Origin of the sequence: Tenacibaculum sp. 190130A14a (genome assembly GCF_964048965.1) — a bacterium.
Classification (GTDB): domain Bacteria; phylum Bacteroidota; class Bacteroidia; order Flavobacteriales; family Flavobacteriaceae; genus Polaribacter; species Polaribacter polynesiense.
Genome location: NZ_OZ040189.1, coordinates 3,850,414 through 3,870,383 on the forward strand (window position 1 = coordinate 3,850,414; position 19,970 = coordinate 3,870,383).

Below are 19,970 nucleotides of genomic sequence, written 5' to 3' on the forward strand. Positions count from 1 at the left end.
ATTTAAGGGTTATTTAATCGATTTTGTGATTGTTTCTTCAACAGTAGCAATTAAATCATTAAACGGCAATGTACTTGCCTTTATTGGTGGGTGAGTTGTAATTTTAATAGGGCTGAACAATCCTAATGGAAATTTCCCATATTTAAATACTTTCCATGAGTTGTTTATAGTTAAAGGAACTATCAATGCCTCTGGATTGTATTTTAAAAGCATTTTTAAACCATTTGGTGCAAAAGGCTTTGGTTTTCCCGTCCTGCTTCTTGTTCCTTCAGGAAAAATCACCGCAGACCATTTTTTTTCATTGATTGTTTTTGAAAATCTTGCTAACTCGCCTAAAGCTTGTTTTCCATCCTTTCGGTCAATCAAAGCTGCTCCTCCATGTCGTAAATTAAATGATACACTTGGAATTCCTTTTCCAAGTTCTTTCTTAGAAACAAATTTTGGATAATGCTTTCTAAAATGCCAAATAATTGGTGGAATATCAAATGTACTTTGGTGGTTTGCCACAAAAATAAGTGTTTGATTTTCTGGTAAATCTTGTTCATTCTTAACGCGAACAGGTATTCCTAAAATCAACAATGATTTGATTAAAAACCAATTCATAACATCTACAACCTTTTGGTGTCCTTTTTGCTGACCAAACAATTTTAGCCCCAGCCATTGTATAGGGTGAAAGATTAGCAATAGCATAAAGAATACAATTGCAAATATTGTTGATAAAATGTAGCTTAAAATTTTCATTTTTAATTTGATAAGTGGCAAAAATAAAAAATCCCGCGAAAGCGGGACTATTATTTGATGTTAAAACCAATTATTCCAAGGAATTCTAGATAATATAAGTAATAAACCTATTCCGTAGAAAATAACAAAGGTTTTAAACTTTGCTTCACTTTTTACTTGTTTCTTATGTTTTGACCACCCTATTGTTATTGCTGCAATAGCCAAAATCATCATTAATGGGTGTTCTAAAGCTAACAAACGTACTGCTGAATCTTTCATATCTCCAAGGCCTCTTTGAAAACCTCCCATAAAATATACTAAGATTCCTACTAAGAATTGAATGTGTGTTGTTATTAATGTAAATAAACCTAAACGGAATTCTTTATGCGTAAATTCTTTCTTTTGAATTAAACCAATTACCGCATTAACAACTGTATATATTAATACTGCCAATACTATATACGCCCAATAAGAGTGTAAAGTTTTTATCATAATTTGTTAGTTTATGTGCATAAATGCACCGATCGTTATTTAAAAGTGTTACATTTTTTTGAAAAAGAAAATTTCCTTTTGTCTTAAAATTCTTTGTAAAAATACTGAATTTTAATCATAAAAAAACCACCTCATTCGAGGTGGTTTCATATATTTTCTAAACGAGTCTTAGAAGTTTAATCTCATAGACGCATTCCAAGTAATTCCGTATCCGAAACGACCTTGATTGTTTCTATTGATTCCGTTCCAGTTTTCAGCTGGGTTAGCTGAAGCTGCATCGTTACCGTTTAAAGATTCTAAGTATAACTCATCTAATACGTTATCTACGTTTACTCTAAACTCAACACCTTTGATAAAAGTTCTTTCTTTTAACTGTGGTCTGAAGCTTAAACCTAAATCCATAGTATTATATGATGGTAATTCTAATGCTAAATCTCCTTCAGAGAATAATCTTGCATAGTAATTCCAAGTTGCATCGAAAGTTAAGCTAGGTAAAACTCTATAGCTAGCAAAAAGTCCAGCAGTAGTTTGAGCAGCTCCTCCAACTTCTTTACCATCTAAATCTACAACTGCGTTAGAAGTAATTGTATTACCGTTTTGATCGAAAGTAGATTGTGTAGCGTTTCCATCGAAAGTCCAATCACCAATAGAAGCAAAACCATTTACTCTTAATCCTTCGAAAGGCTTAGTGAATACTTCTAATTCGATACCTTTATGTAATTGAGTTACACCTCTGTTTTGAGTTAAAACGAATGAAGGTGTTTCAGGAGTACCTGAAGAGAAGAAGTCAGTTCTGTTACCCCATCTAGTATAGTAAACGTTTAAGTTAATATCAACTTTTTCGCTTCCAAATTGGTAACCTCCTTCTAAACCTAATACGTCTTGGTTTTCAACTGCAGGATTTACTAAAACATTAGAGTTTCTATCGTTAACAAATAAATCTGAGTGGAAAGGTTGACGAGAGTAGAAACCAGCATTTAAGAATACTTTGTGTTGCTCTGCGATAAGGTAAGATCCACCACCTTTAATATTATATCCAATGTTAGATACTTTTTCTGACTTTTCAGAAACACCAGCTTGAGAAACGAAGTAAAACTCTTCTCTTTGGTGATCTTGATTAGATAATGCTCCTTGAATAAATCCAGAAATCTTATCATCAGCATACTCTAATTGTCCGAATACTCCGTAGTAAGTAATTACTTCTTCGTAATCTCTATCTAAACGTTGTCTTCTATCGTTGTTAGGGTTGAATAACATTCCCCATGGGCTAATTCCTCCAAAATCATTATCGATAGTATAAGGTTCTCCAACAAAACTGTTGTACTCCCATGGTCTAGTTGGGTCGTTAAATTGAATAGATCCTCCGTTGAATAATTCAACAGCTCCTCTAAAGTGAACTCCGTTATAAGTTCTTACGTCAGCTCCAACATTTAAAGTTAAGTTGTCGTTTAATTGGTTTTCATAGTTAGTTACTAATCCAAACCAGTCATGGTTGTTAAATGAACCTCTAGCGTAAGTTTCGCTATTCATTCCGTCTCTAGTTACAGAAGCAAAAGCACCTCTACCTAAAGATCCGTATAATACAGAAGATAATGAAGAAGATTCATTGATCTTGTAATCCCAAGATAAGTTAGCAACTGGCTTGTGGTAAATGTTACGTCCTCCAGGGTATTTACCTGTGTTTCCTAAAGTATTAGGACTATCGATATCATCTCTATTCCAGCTGTTAAAACGGATTCCGTTATCTAAGAACGTTCCGATACTAGCTCTACCAGCAGCAGCGTGCCATTGTGGAGCTCCAGTAATCATAAAATTGAATGTATGATTTTCATTTGGTTGGTAACCTACAGATAAGAAGTAAGTTTGTCCTTGACCATGAGTGAAATCAACATATCCATCACCTTGCCAGTGACCGAACATCCCTGCAAAAGACCATCCTTTTTCACTAACTCCAGTTGAGTAGTAAGCAGTAGTTTTAGTATAAGAGTTGTTTCCAACAGTTTGTCTGATGAAACCACCTTCTTTCTTATCAATTGTTTTAGTTACAATGTTTACTGTACCTCCAACAGAAGAGATAGCTAATTTAGAAGATCCTAAACCACGTTGAACCTGTAAAGCTCTAGATACATCTAAAACTCCAGACCAGTTAGACCAGAACATTCTACCATCTTCCATACTGTTAATTGGCTGACCGTTTAATAAGAATGCAGTGTTTGTTTGATCAAAACCACGTAAAAACATTCTACCGTCTCCAAAACCACCAGCTTTGATGTTTTGTACAGATGGAGTAGATTTTAAAATTTCTGGTAAATCCCAAGCACCTGATTTAGCTTGAATTTCAGAAGCCTTAATCGTAGATACAGCGATAGGAGTTTTTCTATCCTCCGCTAAATCGATTACACCACCTCCAGTTACAACGATCTCATCTAATAAGTTAGAAACTTCTAATTGAATTGTTCCAACATTAGGATTTGCAGAAGTAAAAGCTACTTCTTTAGTCTTGTAACCAACAAAAGAAACTACTAAAGTTCCTGAAGTTGCGTTTGTGTTCAACATGAACTTTCCGTCAAAATCAGAAGCTGAACCATTAGATGTTCCTTTTTCTAAAACATTAGCTCCTGGTAATGGCTCACCGAAATCATCAACCACAACACCTGAAAGCTTAGTTTGTCCTAAAACTGCAGCAGAAATAAATAATAATGCTACAAGTAATAAATTGTTAAGTTTTTTCATTGTTTAATTTAATAGTTATTAAATGCGACAGCAAAATTCTTGCTTTTATTGTTAACCAATATTAACTTAATGTTAAGTTTTTTAACGTTAACTTAACATTAGCCCTATGTAAACTCAATCTAAGCTGATAACATTTTATTAGCCAATTCCTTACCCAGCTCTACTCCGAACTGATCGTACGAATATATATTCCAAACAATTCCTTGCACAAATATTTTATGTTCGTACATGGCTATTAACATTCCTAATGTTTTTGGTGTAAGTTTCTCAAAAAGAATAGCATTGCTAGGTCTATTACCCTTAAACACTTTAAACGGTAATAGATCATTTACCTTTTCCAAATTGTTAGACGTCTTTAATTCTAAATGAACTTCTTCTTTAGTTTTACCATAGGCTAATGCTTCCATTTGAGCATAGTAGTTCGCCATTAGCTTTTTATGATGTCCTTCATATCCATACAGAGATTCTTTAAAACCAATAAAGTCTGCTGGAATTAATTTTGTTCCTTGATGCACCAATTGCATAAAGGCATGTTGCATATTTGTTCCAGAGCTACCCCAAACAATATTTCCTGTTTGGTAGGTTACTTCTTCACCATTTCTATCTACTCCTTTTCCATTACTCTCCATAATAGCTTGTTGTAAATAAGCTGGAAGTTTTTCTAAATATTGTGTATATGGTAAAATCGCTTCGGTCTCTGCATCGTGAAAATTATTATACCAAATACTTAATAGGGCCAACAATACTGGAATGTTTTTATCAAAAGATGCTGTTTTAAAATGATTATCCATTTCTTCAGCTCCATTTAACAATTCTTTAAAGTTATCAAATCCTACAGCTAATGCTATAGATAATCCTACTGCAGACCACAATGAAAATCTTCCTCCTACCCAATTCCACATAGGAAAGACATTCTTCTTATCGATACCAAAATTAGTAACCGCATCTAAATTAGTAGAAACAGCAACAAAGTGTTTAGGTACATCAAATAAAGTACCTGATTTTAAAAACCAATCTCTAATGGTATTTGCATTGGTTAATGTTTCTTGTGTTGTAAATGTTTTTGATACAACAACGAATAATGTAGTTTCTGGATTTACTTTTTTAAGAATTTCAGCTACATGATCACCATCAACATTAGAAACAAAATGCGTATTTAGTTTGTTCTTATAATATTTAAGAGCATCCACTACCATTGTAGGTCCTAAATCTGATCCTCCTATACCTATATTAACAACATCTGTGATGGCCTTTCCAGTATATCCTTTCCACTTACCAGAGGTTACTTTATTCGTAAATGCTTTTATTTTACGAAGTGCTGTTTGGATTTTTGGCTTAATATCCTTCCCATCTATTAAAATAGGTTCTTCTGAATTACTTCTCAAAGCAGTATGTAATACCGCTCTTCCTTCTGTTGCATTAATAATATCTCCAGAAAAATATTTTTCTATTGCATCTTCTAAATCAACTTCATTTGCTAAGTCTTTTAATAGACTCATCGTTTCATTTGTTACTAAGTTTTTAGAATAGTCAAGCTCTAGTTCGTTTAATTGAATACTAAAGTTTTCTTTCCTACACGCATCTTCTCTAAACAATTTCTTTAATTGAATAGATTCTGATACTTCTTGATAATGCTCAACAAGCTTTTTCCAAGCATCGGTTTGAGTTGGATTGATATTTTTTAATGCCATACTAAAAGTTTAGTGAGTTGATAAAATTTCTAACTCTTTCTTAATAATTGGTTTTTTTTCTGGAAAAGGAATACTATCTAACTGATTTTTAAAAGGTTTAATATATTCCAAATATGAAGGTTTTATTTTTGGGTCTAAAGGTTCAGCTGCAGGTAATTTTTCTCTAAACGGATCTACCTGTCTACCATACTTCCAAAAACGATAACAAACGTGAGGTCCACTAGTGTTACCTGTCATTCCTACCCAACCTATAATATCTCCTTGTTTTACATAATCTCCTACACGCACATTTCTTTTCTTCATATGTAAATATTGAGTAGAGTAAGTACTATTATGTTTTACCTTGACATAGTTCCCATTTCCTCCTCTTCTTTTCGATTCCACTACAGTACCACTTGCTGTAGTCATAATAGGAGTGCCATAAGGAGCAGCAAAATCAGTTCCTTTATGTGGTCTTACACGATTTCCATACAGTTTAATCCTACGTCTTAAATTATATCGTGAGGAGATTCTGTATTGAAATTTAATGGGTGATTTTAAAAATGCTCGACGAAGCATATTTCCTTCCTGATCGTAATATTCAGCAATATTCTTTATGGTATCTGCCGTAAATCTGTATGCTTGTAAATCCTCTCCTTTATGATTAAAGATGGCTGCCTTTATTTTTCCATACCCTACTAGGGTAGTATCGTTAATATATCGCTCTTCAAAAATCAGCTTAAATTTATCTCCTTTTTGTAATCGATAAAAATCTAAAGTCCATGCATAAATATCTGCCACTCTATTGGTAAGTGTAGGTCGTAATCCTAAACTATCCATAGTTACCGATAAATTTGAATTTATTTCTCCCGCTATTTCTTTTTCAACAATTTTTACAGGCTCTTTATATTTATAAGCAGATATTATAGAATCTTTAAAATCAATTACCGTTGCATTGACTAAATTGTGTTTGTAAATAAAAACTTGTGCTTTCTCTAATGTGTCTTTAGAGGCTAATATCATATAGGGCTTACCCGTTCTTACCCTTCTAACATCAAAAGTATCTTTAATCTTAGTTGCTATTTCGTTAATTTTAGGATACATAACATGGTGGCGATCTAAAATTACCCCAAAGCTCTCACCACTTTTTATGGTATCATTGATTACTTTATAATCGTCTAAATTAAATCCATAAGCATATACCGGCTCCGGAACCTCAATTTTAACAGGTTCTACAACTGGTTCTTTCTTTTCTTCTTTACACGAAAGAAAAGCGCCTACTATAAATAAAAAGAGGGCTATTTTTTTCAAGTAGTAAGTTATTTTTTTGTTAGTAGTTCGAGCAAAAATACAAATAATTGCGATTGCTTCTTACACTTTAACAATAAGTAAACAACTTACTAATAATTAATCAAATACTATTTGAAATGGATTTGCCAATCCTTTATATGCTTCTAATTCTGCTCTTAATGAGCCTACAGCCAAAGAGGCTTTCATTTTTACTGGAATTTTATTGGCGTCTGCAGTAATCCAAACAGTCACACTTTCCTGCTCCTTAAACACACGACCGGCTTGAACCAAAGGTCTGAATTTTTGAGTTTTTACTTTTCCGAATTTTGTTTTTAGTGTTTCATTTCCTAAAAAACGTAGTTTGAAAGGATAGCTTTTATTATCAAAAAACATATCTACCGTAATTTCCTCTCCTTTTTTAAGTTGTTTCGTATTATAATTTCTAAGAAAGTAAAAGGTAGAAATCATGTCTTGCGGACTCTTGATAGAAACCGTAGTATCTTTTTGCTTTAAAAAATCTTGAATATAAGCAGTTTGATTTTCATAATTAAAGGTTGTATGACGATGTTTCTTATACCCTCCTTCATTAATTTTTCTTTTAAATAAATAAGGCTTTACCTCATTTACATCAAAATAACTCTCGTAAACATCATCTACTTTAAAAAACCAGCTTACCATACCAGAGGTCCATCCAGTTCCTCTTGCATGCAACACTTTCTTTCCATTTAATTCTTCTTCTGTTAGTTTTAATTCTGCGGTACCAGCTTTTAAAAATCCACTATAACTCATTCTATATCTTAACCATTCACCTCCTTGAAATGCAGGTGTAGATTTTTCTTGAGCTTTTACATTGACCGTAAAAATAAATACAGCTATAAGGGTTATTATTTTTTTCACAGGTTAAAATTTTATTATTAATCTAAATGTAAGTTTATCATAAAGCAGAAAATATTTCCAATTACTCATTCTCACATTTTAAACTTTAGTTTCTCCTTAAAAAGAAGCTACTCAAATTTACAATTGTTCTTTTCATACTTTCCAAACTTATGAAATATGATAGACAATTACCATTCCAAAATAAAAAAAGAGGTTAAAACTAACCTCTTTTTAAACTTATTATTCCGTTAACATTAAAATGTTCCCCAGTTTTTTAGTTCTTCTTCAGTCCATAAATATGGAAAGAAAATTCTTCGTTGATACTTTGGATGTAGGTATTTTCTCCAATTACTTCCTCCTGTAGCTTCTAAAGCAGTATCATCTCCTCCTAAATATTTACCAGCAGCGTTATAATGTGCCATTACCCATTTTACATTAACCGTGTAATCATAATGACGCATCGCTTCAATTAATTCCTTATTTTCTTGCACCTCTTTAGGTAGTTGTTTAAACTTTTTTGAAAGATTACAATCATTATAGTCTTCCATAAAATCAATAAACTCACCCATGTATTTCTTTTCAAACAACTTTAACAAGGTTGTCTTTTGTCCAGTAGAATAGTTCTTTCCAGCAGCTTGCCAATATAAATGATCATAGGCATTCTTGAATGACGAACTTCTGTCAATAGTATCTCTAAATCGGGCATCTATTAAATTTATCAACTCTGTTGATGCAAATTCTATTTTTCTATATTGCGCACTTTGAAATCCACTTGCCGGAGTTAAAGTATTTCTAAACTTTAAATATTGGTCTACGTCCATTCCTTCTCCCATTACGGAGAAAGAACTACTTAGAACATCAAAATATCTGCTAATTCTCATTAAGTGTTTTGTGAATTTTTCCGCAGATATGTCATTAGATTTTGCCACTTGATCTATTTCCCAAAGAATCATTTTAAACAACAATTCATTTACCTGATGATACATGATAAACACCATTTCATCTGGCTGTGTTGTTCTTGGTATTTGTAATCCTAAAAGCGCATCGGTTTGTATATAATCCCAGTAAGTAATTGGTTTACTCCAAAGTAATCCTTCTAACATAGCTTCTACTGGTACTCCTAACTCTTCGTATTTATTTTCTATTGATTTTAATATTTCTTCTTTACTCATTGTTTTGTTTATTAAAATAGGTATAACATTCACTTTCTAATTTTAAAGTGACGTTTACGAGAAGGGAGATTTTATATTTAAATATCGATCCATTTTTTATACCTAAAAACCAAGAAACGCAACATATATGTTTTGATTCTTGGCTTTTGATTTTATTAACTGAGTTATATTCCTATAATGTTCCTCTTAATTGTTGTTCTCTTTCAATTGATTCGAAGAGTGCTTTAAAGTTTCCTGCTCCAAAACCACGCGCTCCCATTCTTTGAATAATTTCAAAGAATAATGTTGGTCTATCTTCAACTGGTTTTGTAAAAATTTGCAATAAATATCCTTCTTCATCTGCATCGATCATAATACCTAAAGCTTTTAATTTTTCGATATCTTCTCTTAACTCATGGCTAAATTCTTCTAATCTACCTGGAACTGCTTTGTAATACTCTTCTGGAGGAGTTGATAAAAACTCTACACCATTAGAACGTAGCTGAGTTACGGTTTTGATGATATCGTCAGTAGCAACTGCAATATGCTGTACGCCTGCTCCTTCATAAAAATCTAAATACTCCTCAATTTGAGAACGTTTTTTCCCTTTGGCTGGCTCATTAATTGGGAATTTAATCCTACCATTTCCATTAGACATTACCTTACTCATTAATGCAGAATACTCTGTGTGGATTTGTTTATCATCAAATGATAAAAAGTTTTCAAACCCCATTACATCTTCATACCATTTTACCCAAACATCCATTTGGTTCCAACCAACATTTCCAACCATATGATCAATGTATTTTAATCCTGCTGCTGGTGGGTTATATTCTGATTCCCATTTTTGAAACCCTGGTAAAAAAGCTCCATTATAATTTTTACGTTCTACAAACATATGTACTGTTTCTCCGTACGTATAGATTCCAGCTCTTACAACTTCTCCATGTTCATCGGTTTCTACTGTAGGTTCCATATATGATTTAGCTCCACGAGAAGTAGTTTCCTTATATGCTTGTCTTGCATCCTCAACCCAAAGTGCAACAATTTTCACACCATCACCGTGCTTTACAATGTGATCATTAATTGGTGACTTGCTATTTAATGGAGTAGTAAGCATTAATTTGATTTTGTCTTGTGTTAAGACATAACTTACTGAATCTGTTGCACCAGTTTCTAATCCACGATATGCGTGTGATTGAAATCCAAATGCTGTTTTATAAAAATGTGCTGCTTGTTTTGCGTTTCCTACGTAAAACTCTACATAATCTGTTCCTAAAAGTGGTAAGAAGTCTTGTGCTCCTTCAAATATTTTTTCTAAACCGTAGTTTACTGATTTTATTTCTTTACTCATGATGTTGTTTGTTGTTTTTGTTACTCTAACCAAGATTTGTAATAATCCTCGTCTGCTATTTTCATTGCTTCTTCAGTTACCTTTAATGGCTTAAATGTATCTACCATTACAGCTAATTCTTCAGTAACTGTTTCTCCTATACTTCTTTCTGTTGCTCCTGGGTGTGGTCCGTGTGGAATTCCTGCTGGATGTAATGAAATATGACCTGCATCAATATCATTTCTACTCATGAAATCTCCATCTACATAATACAATACTTCATCAGAATCTATATTACTGTGATTGTATGGTGCAGGAATGGCATTTGGATGATAATCGTATAATCTTGGAACAAAACTACAGATAACAAAAGCGTCTGTTTCAAATGTTTGATGCACTGGTGGTGGTTGATGTATACGACCTGTTATTGGCTCAAAATCATGGATTGAAAAAGCATACGGATAATTATATCCATCGTATCCTACTACATCAAAAGGATGTGATGCATATACCATTTCAATAATTTCATCTTGCTTTTTTACTTTAATGACAAAATCTCCTTTTTCATTATATGTTTCTAGTTCTTCTGGTCTACGAATGTCTCGCTCACAAAATGGAGAATGCTCTAATAATTGACCAAACCAGTTACGATAACGCTTTGGAGTATATACAGGACGATATGATTCTACGATAAATAAACGATTTTCTTCAGTATCAAAATCTAATTTATAAATCATTCCTCGAGGAATTACTAAATAGTCTCCGTACTTAAAATCTAAATTTCCATACATCGTACGTAATTTCCCTGTTCCTCTGTGAACAAAAATTACCTCATCTGCATCTGTATTTTTATAAAAATAATCTTTTGTTGATTCTTTTGGAGCTGATAATATAATATTACAATCTGAGTTAGTTAAAACTACTTTTCTACTCTCTAAATAATCATTCTGTGGAGGTACTTGAAAACCTCTAAAGCGATATGATTGTATATTATTGGCTTTGGCTACTTTTGGAGCAACTGAGTATTGCTTACGAATTTCTTTGACCATTGTTGGTCTAAATTCGTGATAAGAATTGGTTGACATTCCATCAAAACCAATAGTACCAAACAATTGTTCGTAATATAAACTTCCGTCTTCTTTACGGAACTGCGTGTGACGTTTAGGTGGTATTTTTCCTAATTTATGATAAAAAGGCATATTTTAATGTACTTATGAATTTATAAAAATGATGCTACAATTTATTCTAGTAAATAAATTGTACCATCCCATACTACTTAACACTTAAGTAACATTATTCAGGATTTCGCTTAATCATAAACTTCAAATGTGCTAAAAGACCTAGCCAATACATTGTGTAAGCATTTAGTTGTTGCCTTACAAATATACAGATTTTAAAAATGGAATTCATTTTATTCGTTTTCAAAAAATACATTATTTAAATTTATTCTAAATAAGTATTGTGAATCCGTTTTTCATACCATACATTTGCAGTTAAATTATTTTTAACAAATCTAAATAAAAACAAATGAAAAGAGTTTTACTAGCCATATTTCTACTTACTACTTTGGCAATAACAGCTCAAAATTCTAGAATAAGTGGAAAAGTCATTGACAACAATAACAACCCATTAGTAGGGGTAACTATTCTAGTTAAGAATTCCGAAATAGGTACTCAAACCGATATTGACGGAAAGTTTGAATTCACTAATTTAAATGCCGGTGGTGCAGAATCATTAGTTATATCTTATGTTGGTTTCAAAACGAAAACAATTAACGTCACAGCGCCTCAACAAAATCTATTGATAACCTTATTCGAAGGAAATGAATTATTACAAGAAGTAGTAATTGATACTGACAGAAAAAACAAGTTTTCAAGAAAGAAAACTGCCTATGTTTCTAAGCTTCCTTTAAAAAACATTGAAAACTCTCAAGTATACAGTACAATTACGAATCAACTTTTAGTTTCTCAAAACGTTACTAATTTCTCTGATGCCCTAAAAAATGCAGTTGGAGTAGATCAGTTATGGCCTTCAACTGGTAGAAGTGGTGACGGTGCTGGATATTATTCAGTAAGAGGTTTTTCTGTTCAACCTCAACTGGTAAATGGTATGCCTGGAATTACCAATGGTTTTATCAATCCTTCTAATGTTGAGCGCGTAGAAGTAATTAAAGGACCTTCTGCTACTTTATTCGGAAGTACTGTTACTTCTTACGGTGGATTAATCAATATTGTTACTAAAAAACCTTTCAAAGGAACGGGGGGTAACATCTCTATCGGAGCTGGTTCATTTGGCTTTAGAAAGTTAACCGCAGATGTTAACACTACCGATGAAAGTCAAAAATTCTCATTACGCTTAAATGCAGGATTTCAATCTGAAGATAGTTTTCAAGATGCTGGTTTTAGGAAATCACATTTTATAGCTCCAGCTATTTCATATCAGGTAAACAACAAGTTATCTTTAAACGTTAGTTACGAATTGTCTTCTACCGACCAAACTAATCAAGTTTTTTTATTCTTGAATAGAGCAGCTCCTTTGACATTTGGGAATATAGAAGAACTAAACTACAACACAGAATTATCATTAACCAATAATGATGTTTCTATTAAGAACCCTACTCAAAACTATCGTGGAGAGATTGCCTATAAAATAACAGACAATTGGTCATCTCAAACCATTATTGCAGGAGGAAACGCAAAATCTAAAGGTTACTATACCTACCTATATAATTTACAAGCAGACATGTTTGGGTTATATGCTCAAAATACAGACGCCGAAACAAACACTCTTAATTTACAACAAAACTTTACTGGAGATTTTAAAATAGGAGAAGTAAGAAACAGAATTGTTGTTGGTGTAGACTATTTAGAATCACAAACCATAGACAAAAGTTCTAATTGGAGAGGAATTCATGTAGTAAACCCGCAGGGTCAAGTAATTCCAGTTCCTGCTGCTTTTGGCTTTGCTAATTTACCTATTAACAAAGCAAATATTGATACTGTATTAGCCAATGCTGGTAATGTTGACACTGATGTTAATCAAAACATTTTCGGAGCCTATATTTCTAATGTTGTTAACGTTTTACCAGAACTATCATTAATGGCTGGTGTGCGTTATGATCGTTTTGATTATAAAGGTGATGATAACAACCCTTTAGATGATGATACAGCATATACAAAATCAACTTTCTCTCCGAAATTTGGTGTTGTATATCAACCGATACTAAATAAAGTTTCTGTTTTTGCAAACTATCAAAATGGATTCTCTTACGTAAACCCAGAGTTAACTTTAGTAGATCCAAGTAATCCAGCTGCAGGAACTCAGCTACTATCATTTGATTTGGAAAGAGCAAATCAGTTTGAAGCTGGAGTTAAAACAAATTTATTCAACAATAAATTAGAAACTACTGTTAGTTACTATAACATTTTGGTAAGTGATAAAATTATTGGTTTTGGACCTACTAAAACACAAGATGGAAAGGTTAGAAGTCAAGGTATCGAAATTGAAGCAAACGCTAGTCCTATAAATGGATTAAATATTAGAGGTGGATTTAGCTACAATGATTCTGAGATATTAGAATCTCCTTCGAATCCTGCAACTGTTGGTAACAGATTCGGAGAAGCTGGTGCCAAATTCAATTATAATTTCTGGGCCGATTATAAGTTTGACACAGGAGTTTTAAAGAACTTTGGAGTTTCTGGTGGATTTAATGGGGCTAGCGATTTTAACACCATGGAAAATTACCCAATCTCAGGAGATTTCATCCTTCCTGCATATACGGTATTTAACGCTGCTATATATTATGAAAACAATCTATTTAGAGCTAGCATAAACGTAAACAATTTAACAGACGAAACCTATTTTAAAGGGTGGAGTACTGTAACACCACAACAACCACGAGCTTTTTACGGATCATTAACGTACAAGTTCTAATTAAACACCTATTATTTATCTGAATTTCAATCAACTAACCCAAAACTCTGGATAAATTATCCAGAGTTTTGATTTTCTAGTCACTTTACTTTTCTCAATAAAATCTTAAACTAAGATCTTCTTTATTTTTATTTAAAATAAATCTTAATAAGCTTTGTTCTTAAGCTTTTGTGAAATATCTTTGAGCCGTTTTTTAAATTATTAATCTTATTAAATCTAAATTAAAACAATGAAAAGATTTATGACAACCATAGTGTTTTTTATAGCTATGGTAACTGCAGTAGCCCAAAGTGGCTCTGTAACAGGTACTGTTGTTGATAACAGTAACCAGCCTTTAGTAGGAGTAAACATTCTTATTAAGGGAACAGAAAAGGGAGGGCAAACCAATTTCGACGGGAAATTTGAAATCAAAAATGCTCCGACTGGAAATCAAACATTAGAAGTATCTTATATTGGATATAAAACTAAGTTTGTAAATGTTAATTTACCAGTTCAAAATATTGCTATCACTTTAAACGAAGGAAATGAGCTATTAGAAGAGATTGAAATCACTTCAAGAAACAATAAATTTTCTCGTAAAAAAACCGCATATGTGTCTAAATTACCATTAAGAGACTTAGAAAACTCACAAGTGTACTCCACAATTACATCAGACTTATTAGAGTCTCAAATTATAACAAATCTAGAAGATGCTTTAAATAATTCTACTGGTATTAGTAAGTTATGGGAAGCTACCGGTAGAGCCCCAGGAGAAGGAACTGGTTATTTTTCTGTACGCGGTTTCGCTACACAACCAAAACTAGTTGATGGAATGCCTGGCTTTACTTTAAGTGCACTAGACCCTTCTTACATAGAAAGGATCGAAGTTGTTAAGGGGCCTTCTGCAACCTTATTTGGAAGTACAGCAACTTCATTAGGAGGTTTAATTAATATTGTAACTAAAAAACCTTATAAAGGAAAGGGCGGAAGTGTTTCTTTCACTGCTGGTTCATTCGGACTTAATAGGTTTTCCGTTGATTTTAACACACCTCTTTCAGAAAATAAAAGAACTTACTTTAGATTAAATGCTACTCATTTAAAACAAAATAGTTTCCAAGATGCTGGGTTTAGAAATTCTTTCTTTGTTGCCCCATCTATTACCCATAAAATAAATGATCGCTTAAATATTTCGTTTGGTTTTGAATATGCGAAAACTTCGCAAACCAACCCTTCAATGTTATTTGTAAACAGATTAGGGAAAGACAGATTAACGGCTATTTTAGCTCCATTTGGAGTAACTCCAAACGTACCAACAAATGTAGATGAGCTAAATGTAGATCCGTCGAAATCTTTCACTTCTGATGATGTTGTTTTAAACAGTTTAAATTTCAATACAAGATCTATTGTTGATTATAAGCTTTCTGACAACTGGACTTCTCAAACAATTTTTGCTAGTAGTTATGCAAGAACTAAAGGTTTCTATCAATATAATATTGATGGTGGTGCTGCTGGTTTATTACAAGTAGCCGGAGGTTTAGGCGCTTTATTACAAAACCCTACTTTAAATGCTGTATTAGGGCCTACAATTACTCCATTAATTGATGAGGCTGTAAACTTAACTGCAACGCCTTCTTTTGCTAGAATCTTTGATAAAAGAAACGCCAATGCTACAAATTACAATTTGCAACAAAACTTTATTGGAGACTTTAAAGTTGGTGATTTAAGAAACCGTTTTGTTGGAGGGTTAGACTTTGTTAGTAGATCTCAACATTCCAGAAATCAAAATGGAAGTCCTGTAATATCTCCATCTTCAAATCTTGGAACTGTATTAGGCTTCTTAGATAACCCACAAGCTTTTGCTCCTATAGACGACACAACCGCTGCGTTTTTACAAGGTGTTGGTGATCAAATAAGAAATGGATTAACTGTTTTCCCATATTTCGATGCTTTCTTAAGCCCTCAAGGGAATATTCAATCTCCATACTTTACTCCTGATGCTACTTACAACATTAGAAGAACAGATTTAGAGAATGTATTTAACAGTGTTCCTGTTATGGATATTAAGACAAACTCTAAAACCTATGCTGCATATATCTCGAATGTATTAAATGTAACTCCTCAATTAACGGTTAACTTAGGTTTACGTTTAGATCACTTTGATCAAGATGGTAATACCGCAACTAGTGCTGATAATTATACGAAAACAACATTATCTCCAAAAGCCGGAATTGTGTATCAAATTATTCCTAATGAATTATCTGTTTTTAGTAACTATCAAACAGGATTTGTTAACAAAGACCCTGTAATTAACCAAGATGGTACAACAACAAATTTTAAACCTATAAAAGCAAATCAATTTGAGGGTGGTATAAAAACAAGTTTGTTTAGCAATAGATTAGACTTAGGAGCTTCATATTATCATATTATCGCAAATAATATTACAACTACTGATCCTATGGCTTTTTTAACAACTAATCAGGTTGATTTAAAAGAAGTTACTAGTAAAGGAGTTGAATTAGAACTAAATGCAAATCCTATAAATGGATTAAACATAAGAGCTTCTTATGCATATAACGATAGTAAAGTTACCGATGCTTATAGTGAAAAAGCTGTAAGAGGAAATGTTACTGGTGTAACTTTAACAGAATTAGAAGGAAGAAGACCAGAAGAGGCAGGTCCTCAAACTACCTATAACTTTTGGACCGATTATAAGTTTCCAGAAGGAACTTTCTTAGAAAAGTTTGGTATTGGAGCTGGATTCAATGGTGCTTCTGAGCATTTAACAATTAACAATGCTATTTCAGGAACTTTTACATTACCAAGTTATGTGGTTTATAATGCTGGTATGTATTATAACTCAGATAAGGTTAGAGTTGGCTTAAAAGTAAACAACTTAACTGACGAAGTTTATTATAAAGGATGGAGTACAGTGAATGCACAAGCTCCAAGAGCATACTTAGCTTCTGTAACTTATAAGTTTTAGTTTAGATCAATTTGAATTACCAATCACAAAACTCTTTACAAACTTGTTTAGGGTTTTGTGATTTCAACAAAACAACAAATGATTACAAGTATAGTTTTATTTATTTTCTTAGGAACTTTTGCCTTATATAACACCTCTAAAAAAGCTGTATTAAATAATCATACGTCTCTTAATAAATGGTTACAAGCAAACATTAAGCAATCTAAAATAATTGGTGTAATTTCTTTAATCCTAGCTCTAATTTTAGCACTATTAATGTTAGGCATAATGGGTGGCTTTTTAACCTGGTTAATCGCACTGATGATTGCTTTAAGTTTATTAATCATTTTTGCTCCTACAGGAATTTTTAATCGAAAAAAGTTAATAATTCTCTTTGTTTTAATTTTTGTACTAGAATTGCTCTCTAATCTTTAAAAATCATATCTGTGCCTGCTAATCCAAAACATCTTTCAAAGTCTCCCTCTCAACAATTTGCTAAAATTTCAGCAGGAATTATTGGAGGATATATTGTTACTGCTTTATTTCATATGTGTTTAGCCTTATGGTTACCCAATCCAAAAGAAGTTCTTATTACTTCTATCTACACCACATTTATTTTATGGTGTACCTTATTAATCATTCCATTTCTTTTTAAAAATGGATGGAAAGCTTGGGGATTATACATAGCCATTAGTATTGTGCTTTTTGGTTTTTATTATTTAGGAAATCAACAAAATCCATTTGTATAATGAGTAACAGAAACTACAATGTATTTTTTAATACCCATACCGTAAGTGGTATTGTTATTAGTGTTGCTTTGTATGTGATATTTTTTGCAGGAGCTTTTGCTCTATTCAAAGATGAAATAGAAGCATGGGAAGAAGCAAAGCATTCGCAAAATATTGCTAGAGAAAACATCGACTTTGATTTTTTATTAAATAAACTATCAGAAAACAATCATCTTACAAGCAGAGACATTCGATTCAATTTAGGACATAATAGTGATAATATTTATGTGCTAATGGATGCAGCTAAAGACACATTAAATGTTCCTGCAGAAGCCAAGGGATTTACCTATCTCTCTGTAGATGTTAACTCAGCAAAAACAGCTACCTATACTGAAAAATATAGTTTAGGAGAGTTCTTATATCGTTTACACTTTTTTGCTCAAATTCCAACATTTGGGGTGTATCTTGCCGGTTTCGTTTCTTTATTTTTCCTCTTTGCAATCATAACAGGAGTTATCGTTCATTGGAAAAAAGTTATATCAAACTTTTACCAATTCAACCCTCAAGTAGTTTTAAAACGTGTTTGGACCGATGCTCATACTGCCTTAGGAATTATCGGCCTACCTTTTCAATTTATTTATGCCGTTACCGGAGCTTACTTTTGTTTGAGTATTCTTGTTTTGATTCCTGCTAATTTCTTATATAATGGTGATCAGAATAAACTAATGGAAGATTTACGTCCTGATCGTAAAGTTATTGAATGGGTTGCTAAAAGTGAAAAAGATATCCCTAGCATAAATAGTTTTGTTAAAAAAAATGCTGCTCAATGGGATCACTTTAACCCCGAATACCTTATTATAAAAAATTACGGAGGTGTTAATATGCAATATCTTCTTATAGGAGCTTTAAATACGGACAAAAGGTTTTTAAGCTCAGGAAGTATTATATACGATACCGCTACTCAAAAAACTAATATAAATAGAAATCCCAATAACGCTAAATATACTGATGACATTCAATTATCAATGGGGCGTTTACACTTTGGTAATTTTGGTGGTAAAACAACCAAAGTTATCTACTTTATTTTAGCTTTAATTACTTGTTTTGTAATTATTACAGGTGTTTTAATTTGGATTGAGGCTCGAAATAAAAAGAGCATGTCATTAAAACAACGATTATATACTGCAAAAGTAGGGCATATTTATATGGCTATTTGTCTATCTCTATTCCCTGTAATTGCACTTTTCTTCTTAGTTGTAAAACTGTTACCAGAGGCTTACCAAACTCAAAAAATGAGTATTTTATATACTTGGTTTTTCCTAGTTTGGTTGATAGCTACTATTTACTTTAGATTTAAAAGAAATAACTATTTTACAAATAAATTTACTTTACTATCTGGAGCTATTTTAGGATTTTTAATTCCTATTTCTAATGGCGTTGTATCTAACAATTGGATTTGGAATACATATCAAGCAAAACAGTTTGACATTTTATCAGTAGATCTACTATGGATATTTCTTTCACTAATTGCCTTATTTGCTTATTTCAAAATAAAACCAAACGTACAAACTCAAAGTGCATTTGACAAACATCCTATAGATTATAAAAACCGAAAAGCTTTATTAGCTGAAGAAGCTAAAAAATCAACTTTAAAATTAACCAACAACGAGAGTGAAGACCTCTCAAAACACAAAAATCATATACCCATGAAAACAAAGATTGTAATACTATGGATATTTTTAGGAATTGGATGGATAGTACATCATATGTACGGTTTATTCAACATCTATTATAATGAAACATTAGTAATGGAAGGTGCCACTGGTGAAGCTCCATTAGTACATCATATTTATCGAATTTTATTTGAAGGAATGTGTTTACTTTTCGGACTATTAACATTAGAAGTTTCTAAAAAATGGTTTAAAGTAACTTCATTAGTTTGGGCTAGTATTGCTGCCTTATATAACGTATATCATTTCATTGAAGCTATTTTACATGAAAGTGGAAATGTTTCAGAAATTTTTATGCTTACCCTTGTAGCAATAGCAAGTATATTCTTAGTAAAAAATATTTATGCTTGGACGAAAGAAAAATAAGCCTTCA

At 32.3% G+C, this 19,970-nt stretch carries 14 protein-coding genes; 5 read left to right on the forward strand and 9 right to left on the reverse strand.

Annotated features, from left to right (window positions below):
- Positions 1–9 precede the first annotated feature (9 nt).
- From ABNT22_RS17985 to ABNT22_RS18025, 9 genes are all read right to left on the reverse strand, one after another.
- Positions 10–741: a lysophospholipid acyltransferase family protein gene (locus ABNT22_RS17985; protein WP_348718107.1), complete on the reverse strand. Its 732-nt coding sequence runs from the start codon at positions 739–741 to the stop codon at positions 10–12.
- A gap of 60 nt (positions 742–801) precedes the next feature.
- Positions 802–1,212, reverse strand: a complete 411-nt coding sequence (locus ABNT22_RS17990) for a hypothetical protein (RefSeq protein ID WP_348718108.1) — start codon at positions 1,210–1,212, stop codon at positions 802–804.
- Positions 1,213–1,380: 168 nt separating this feature from the next.
- Positions 1,381–3,945 (reverse strand): TonB-dependent receptor, encoded by a 2,565-nt coding sequence (locus ABNT22_RS17995; protein ID WP_348718109.1) that lies wholly within the window; start codon positions 3,943–3,945, stop codon positions 1,381–1,383.
- Positions 3,946–4,064: 119 nt separating this feature from the next.
- Positions 4,065–5,636 (reverse strand): glucose-6-phosphate isomerase, encoded by a 1,572-nt coding sequence (gene pgi, locus ABNT22_RS18000; RefSeq protein ID WP_348718110.1) that lies wholly within the window; start codon positions 5,634–5,636, stop codon positions 4,065–4,067.
- Positions 5,637–5,645: 9 nt separating this feature from the next.
- The gene (locus ABNT22_RS18005) at positions 5,646–6,926 is read right to left on the reverse strand and encodes a peptidoglycan DD-metalloendopeptidase family protein (protein ID WP_348718111.1); all 1,281 of its coding nucleotides are present in this window, start codon (positions 6,924–6,926) and stop codon (positions 5,646–5,648) included.
- Between the two features lie 96 nt (positions 6,927–7,022).
- A complete protein-coding gene (locus ABNT22_RS18010; RefSeq protein ID WP_348718112.1) occupies positions 7,023–7,802 on the reverse strand; it encodes a DUF3108 domain-containing protein in 780 nt (259 codons plus the stop codon).
- A 233-nt stretch (positions 7,803–8,035) separates the two neighbouring features.
- A complete protein-coding gene (locus ABNT22_RS18015; RefSeq protein WP_348718113.1) occupies positions 8,036–8,953 on the reverse strand; it encodes a tryptophan 2,3-dioxygenase family protein in 918 nt (305 codons plus the stop codon).
- A gap of 172 nt (positions 8,954–9,125) precedes the next feature.
- A complete protein-coding gene (hppD, locus tag ABNT22_RS18020; RefSeq protein WP_348718114.1) occupies positions 9,126–10,286 on the reverse strand; it encodes a 4-hydroxyphenylpyruvate dioxygenase in 1,161 nt (386 codons plus the stop codon).
- A 20-nt stretch (positions 10,287–10,306) separates the two neighbouring features.
- Entirely contained in the window at positions 10,307–11,464 is a 1,158-nt protein-coding gene (locus ABNT22_RS18025) for a homogentisate 1,2-dioxygenase (RefSeq protein ID WP_348718115.1), read from the reverse strand.
- 328 nt (positions 11,465–11,792) lie between these two features.
- Here ABNT22_RS18025 and ABNT22_RS18030 point away from each other — a divergent pair, with 328 nt between their 5' ends.
- The 5 genes from ABNT22_RS18030 (at position 11,793) to ABNT22_RS18050 (ending at position 19,963) form a co-directional block, all read left to right on the forward strand.
- The gene (locus ABNT22_RS18030) at positions 11,793–14,198 is read left to right on the forward strand and encodes a TonB-dependent receptor (RefSeq protein WP_348718117.1); all 2,406 of its coding nucleotides are present in this window, start codon (positions 11,793–11,795) and stop codon (positions 14,196–14,198) included.
- Between the two features lie 229 nt (positions 14,199–14,427).
- Entirely contained in the window at positions 14,428–17,160 is a 2,733-nt protein-coding gene (locus tag ABNT22_RS18035; protein WP_348718118.1) for a TonB-dependent receptor, read from the forward strand.
- Positions 17,161–17,238: 78 nt separating this feature from the next.
- Positions 17,239–17,574, forward strand: a complete 336-nt coding sequence (locus ABNT22_RS18040) for a hypothetical protein (RefSeq protein WP_348718119.1) — start codon at positions 17,239–17,241, stop codon at positions 17,572–17,574.
- A gap of 11 nt (positions 17,575–17,585) precedes the next feature.
- Complete coding sequence (locus ABNT22_RS18045) at positions 17,586–17,888, forward strand: hypothetical protein (RefSeq protein ID WP_348718120.1); 303 nt, start codon at positions 17,586–17,588, stop codon at positions 17,886–17,888.
- Positions 17,888–19,963, forward strand: coding sequence for a PepSY-associated TM helix domain-containing protein (locus ABNT22_RS18050; RefSeq protein WP_348718121.1), 2,076 nt, complete (start codon positions 17,888–17,890; stop codon positions 19,961–19,963). The genes ABNT22_RS18045 and ABNT22_RS18050 overlap by 1 nt, the downstream gene beginning before the upstream one ends.
- Positions 19,964–19,970: the final 7 nt, after the last annotated feature.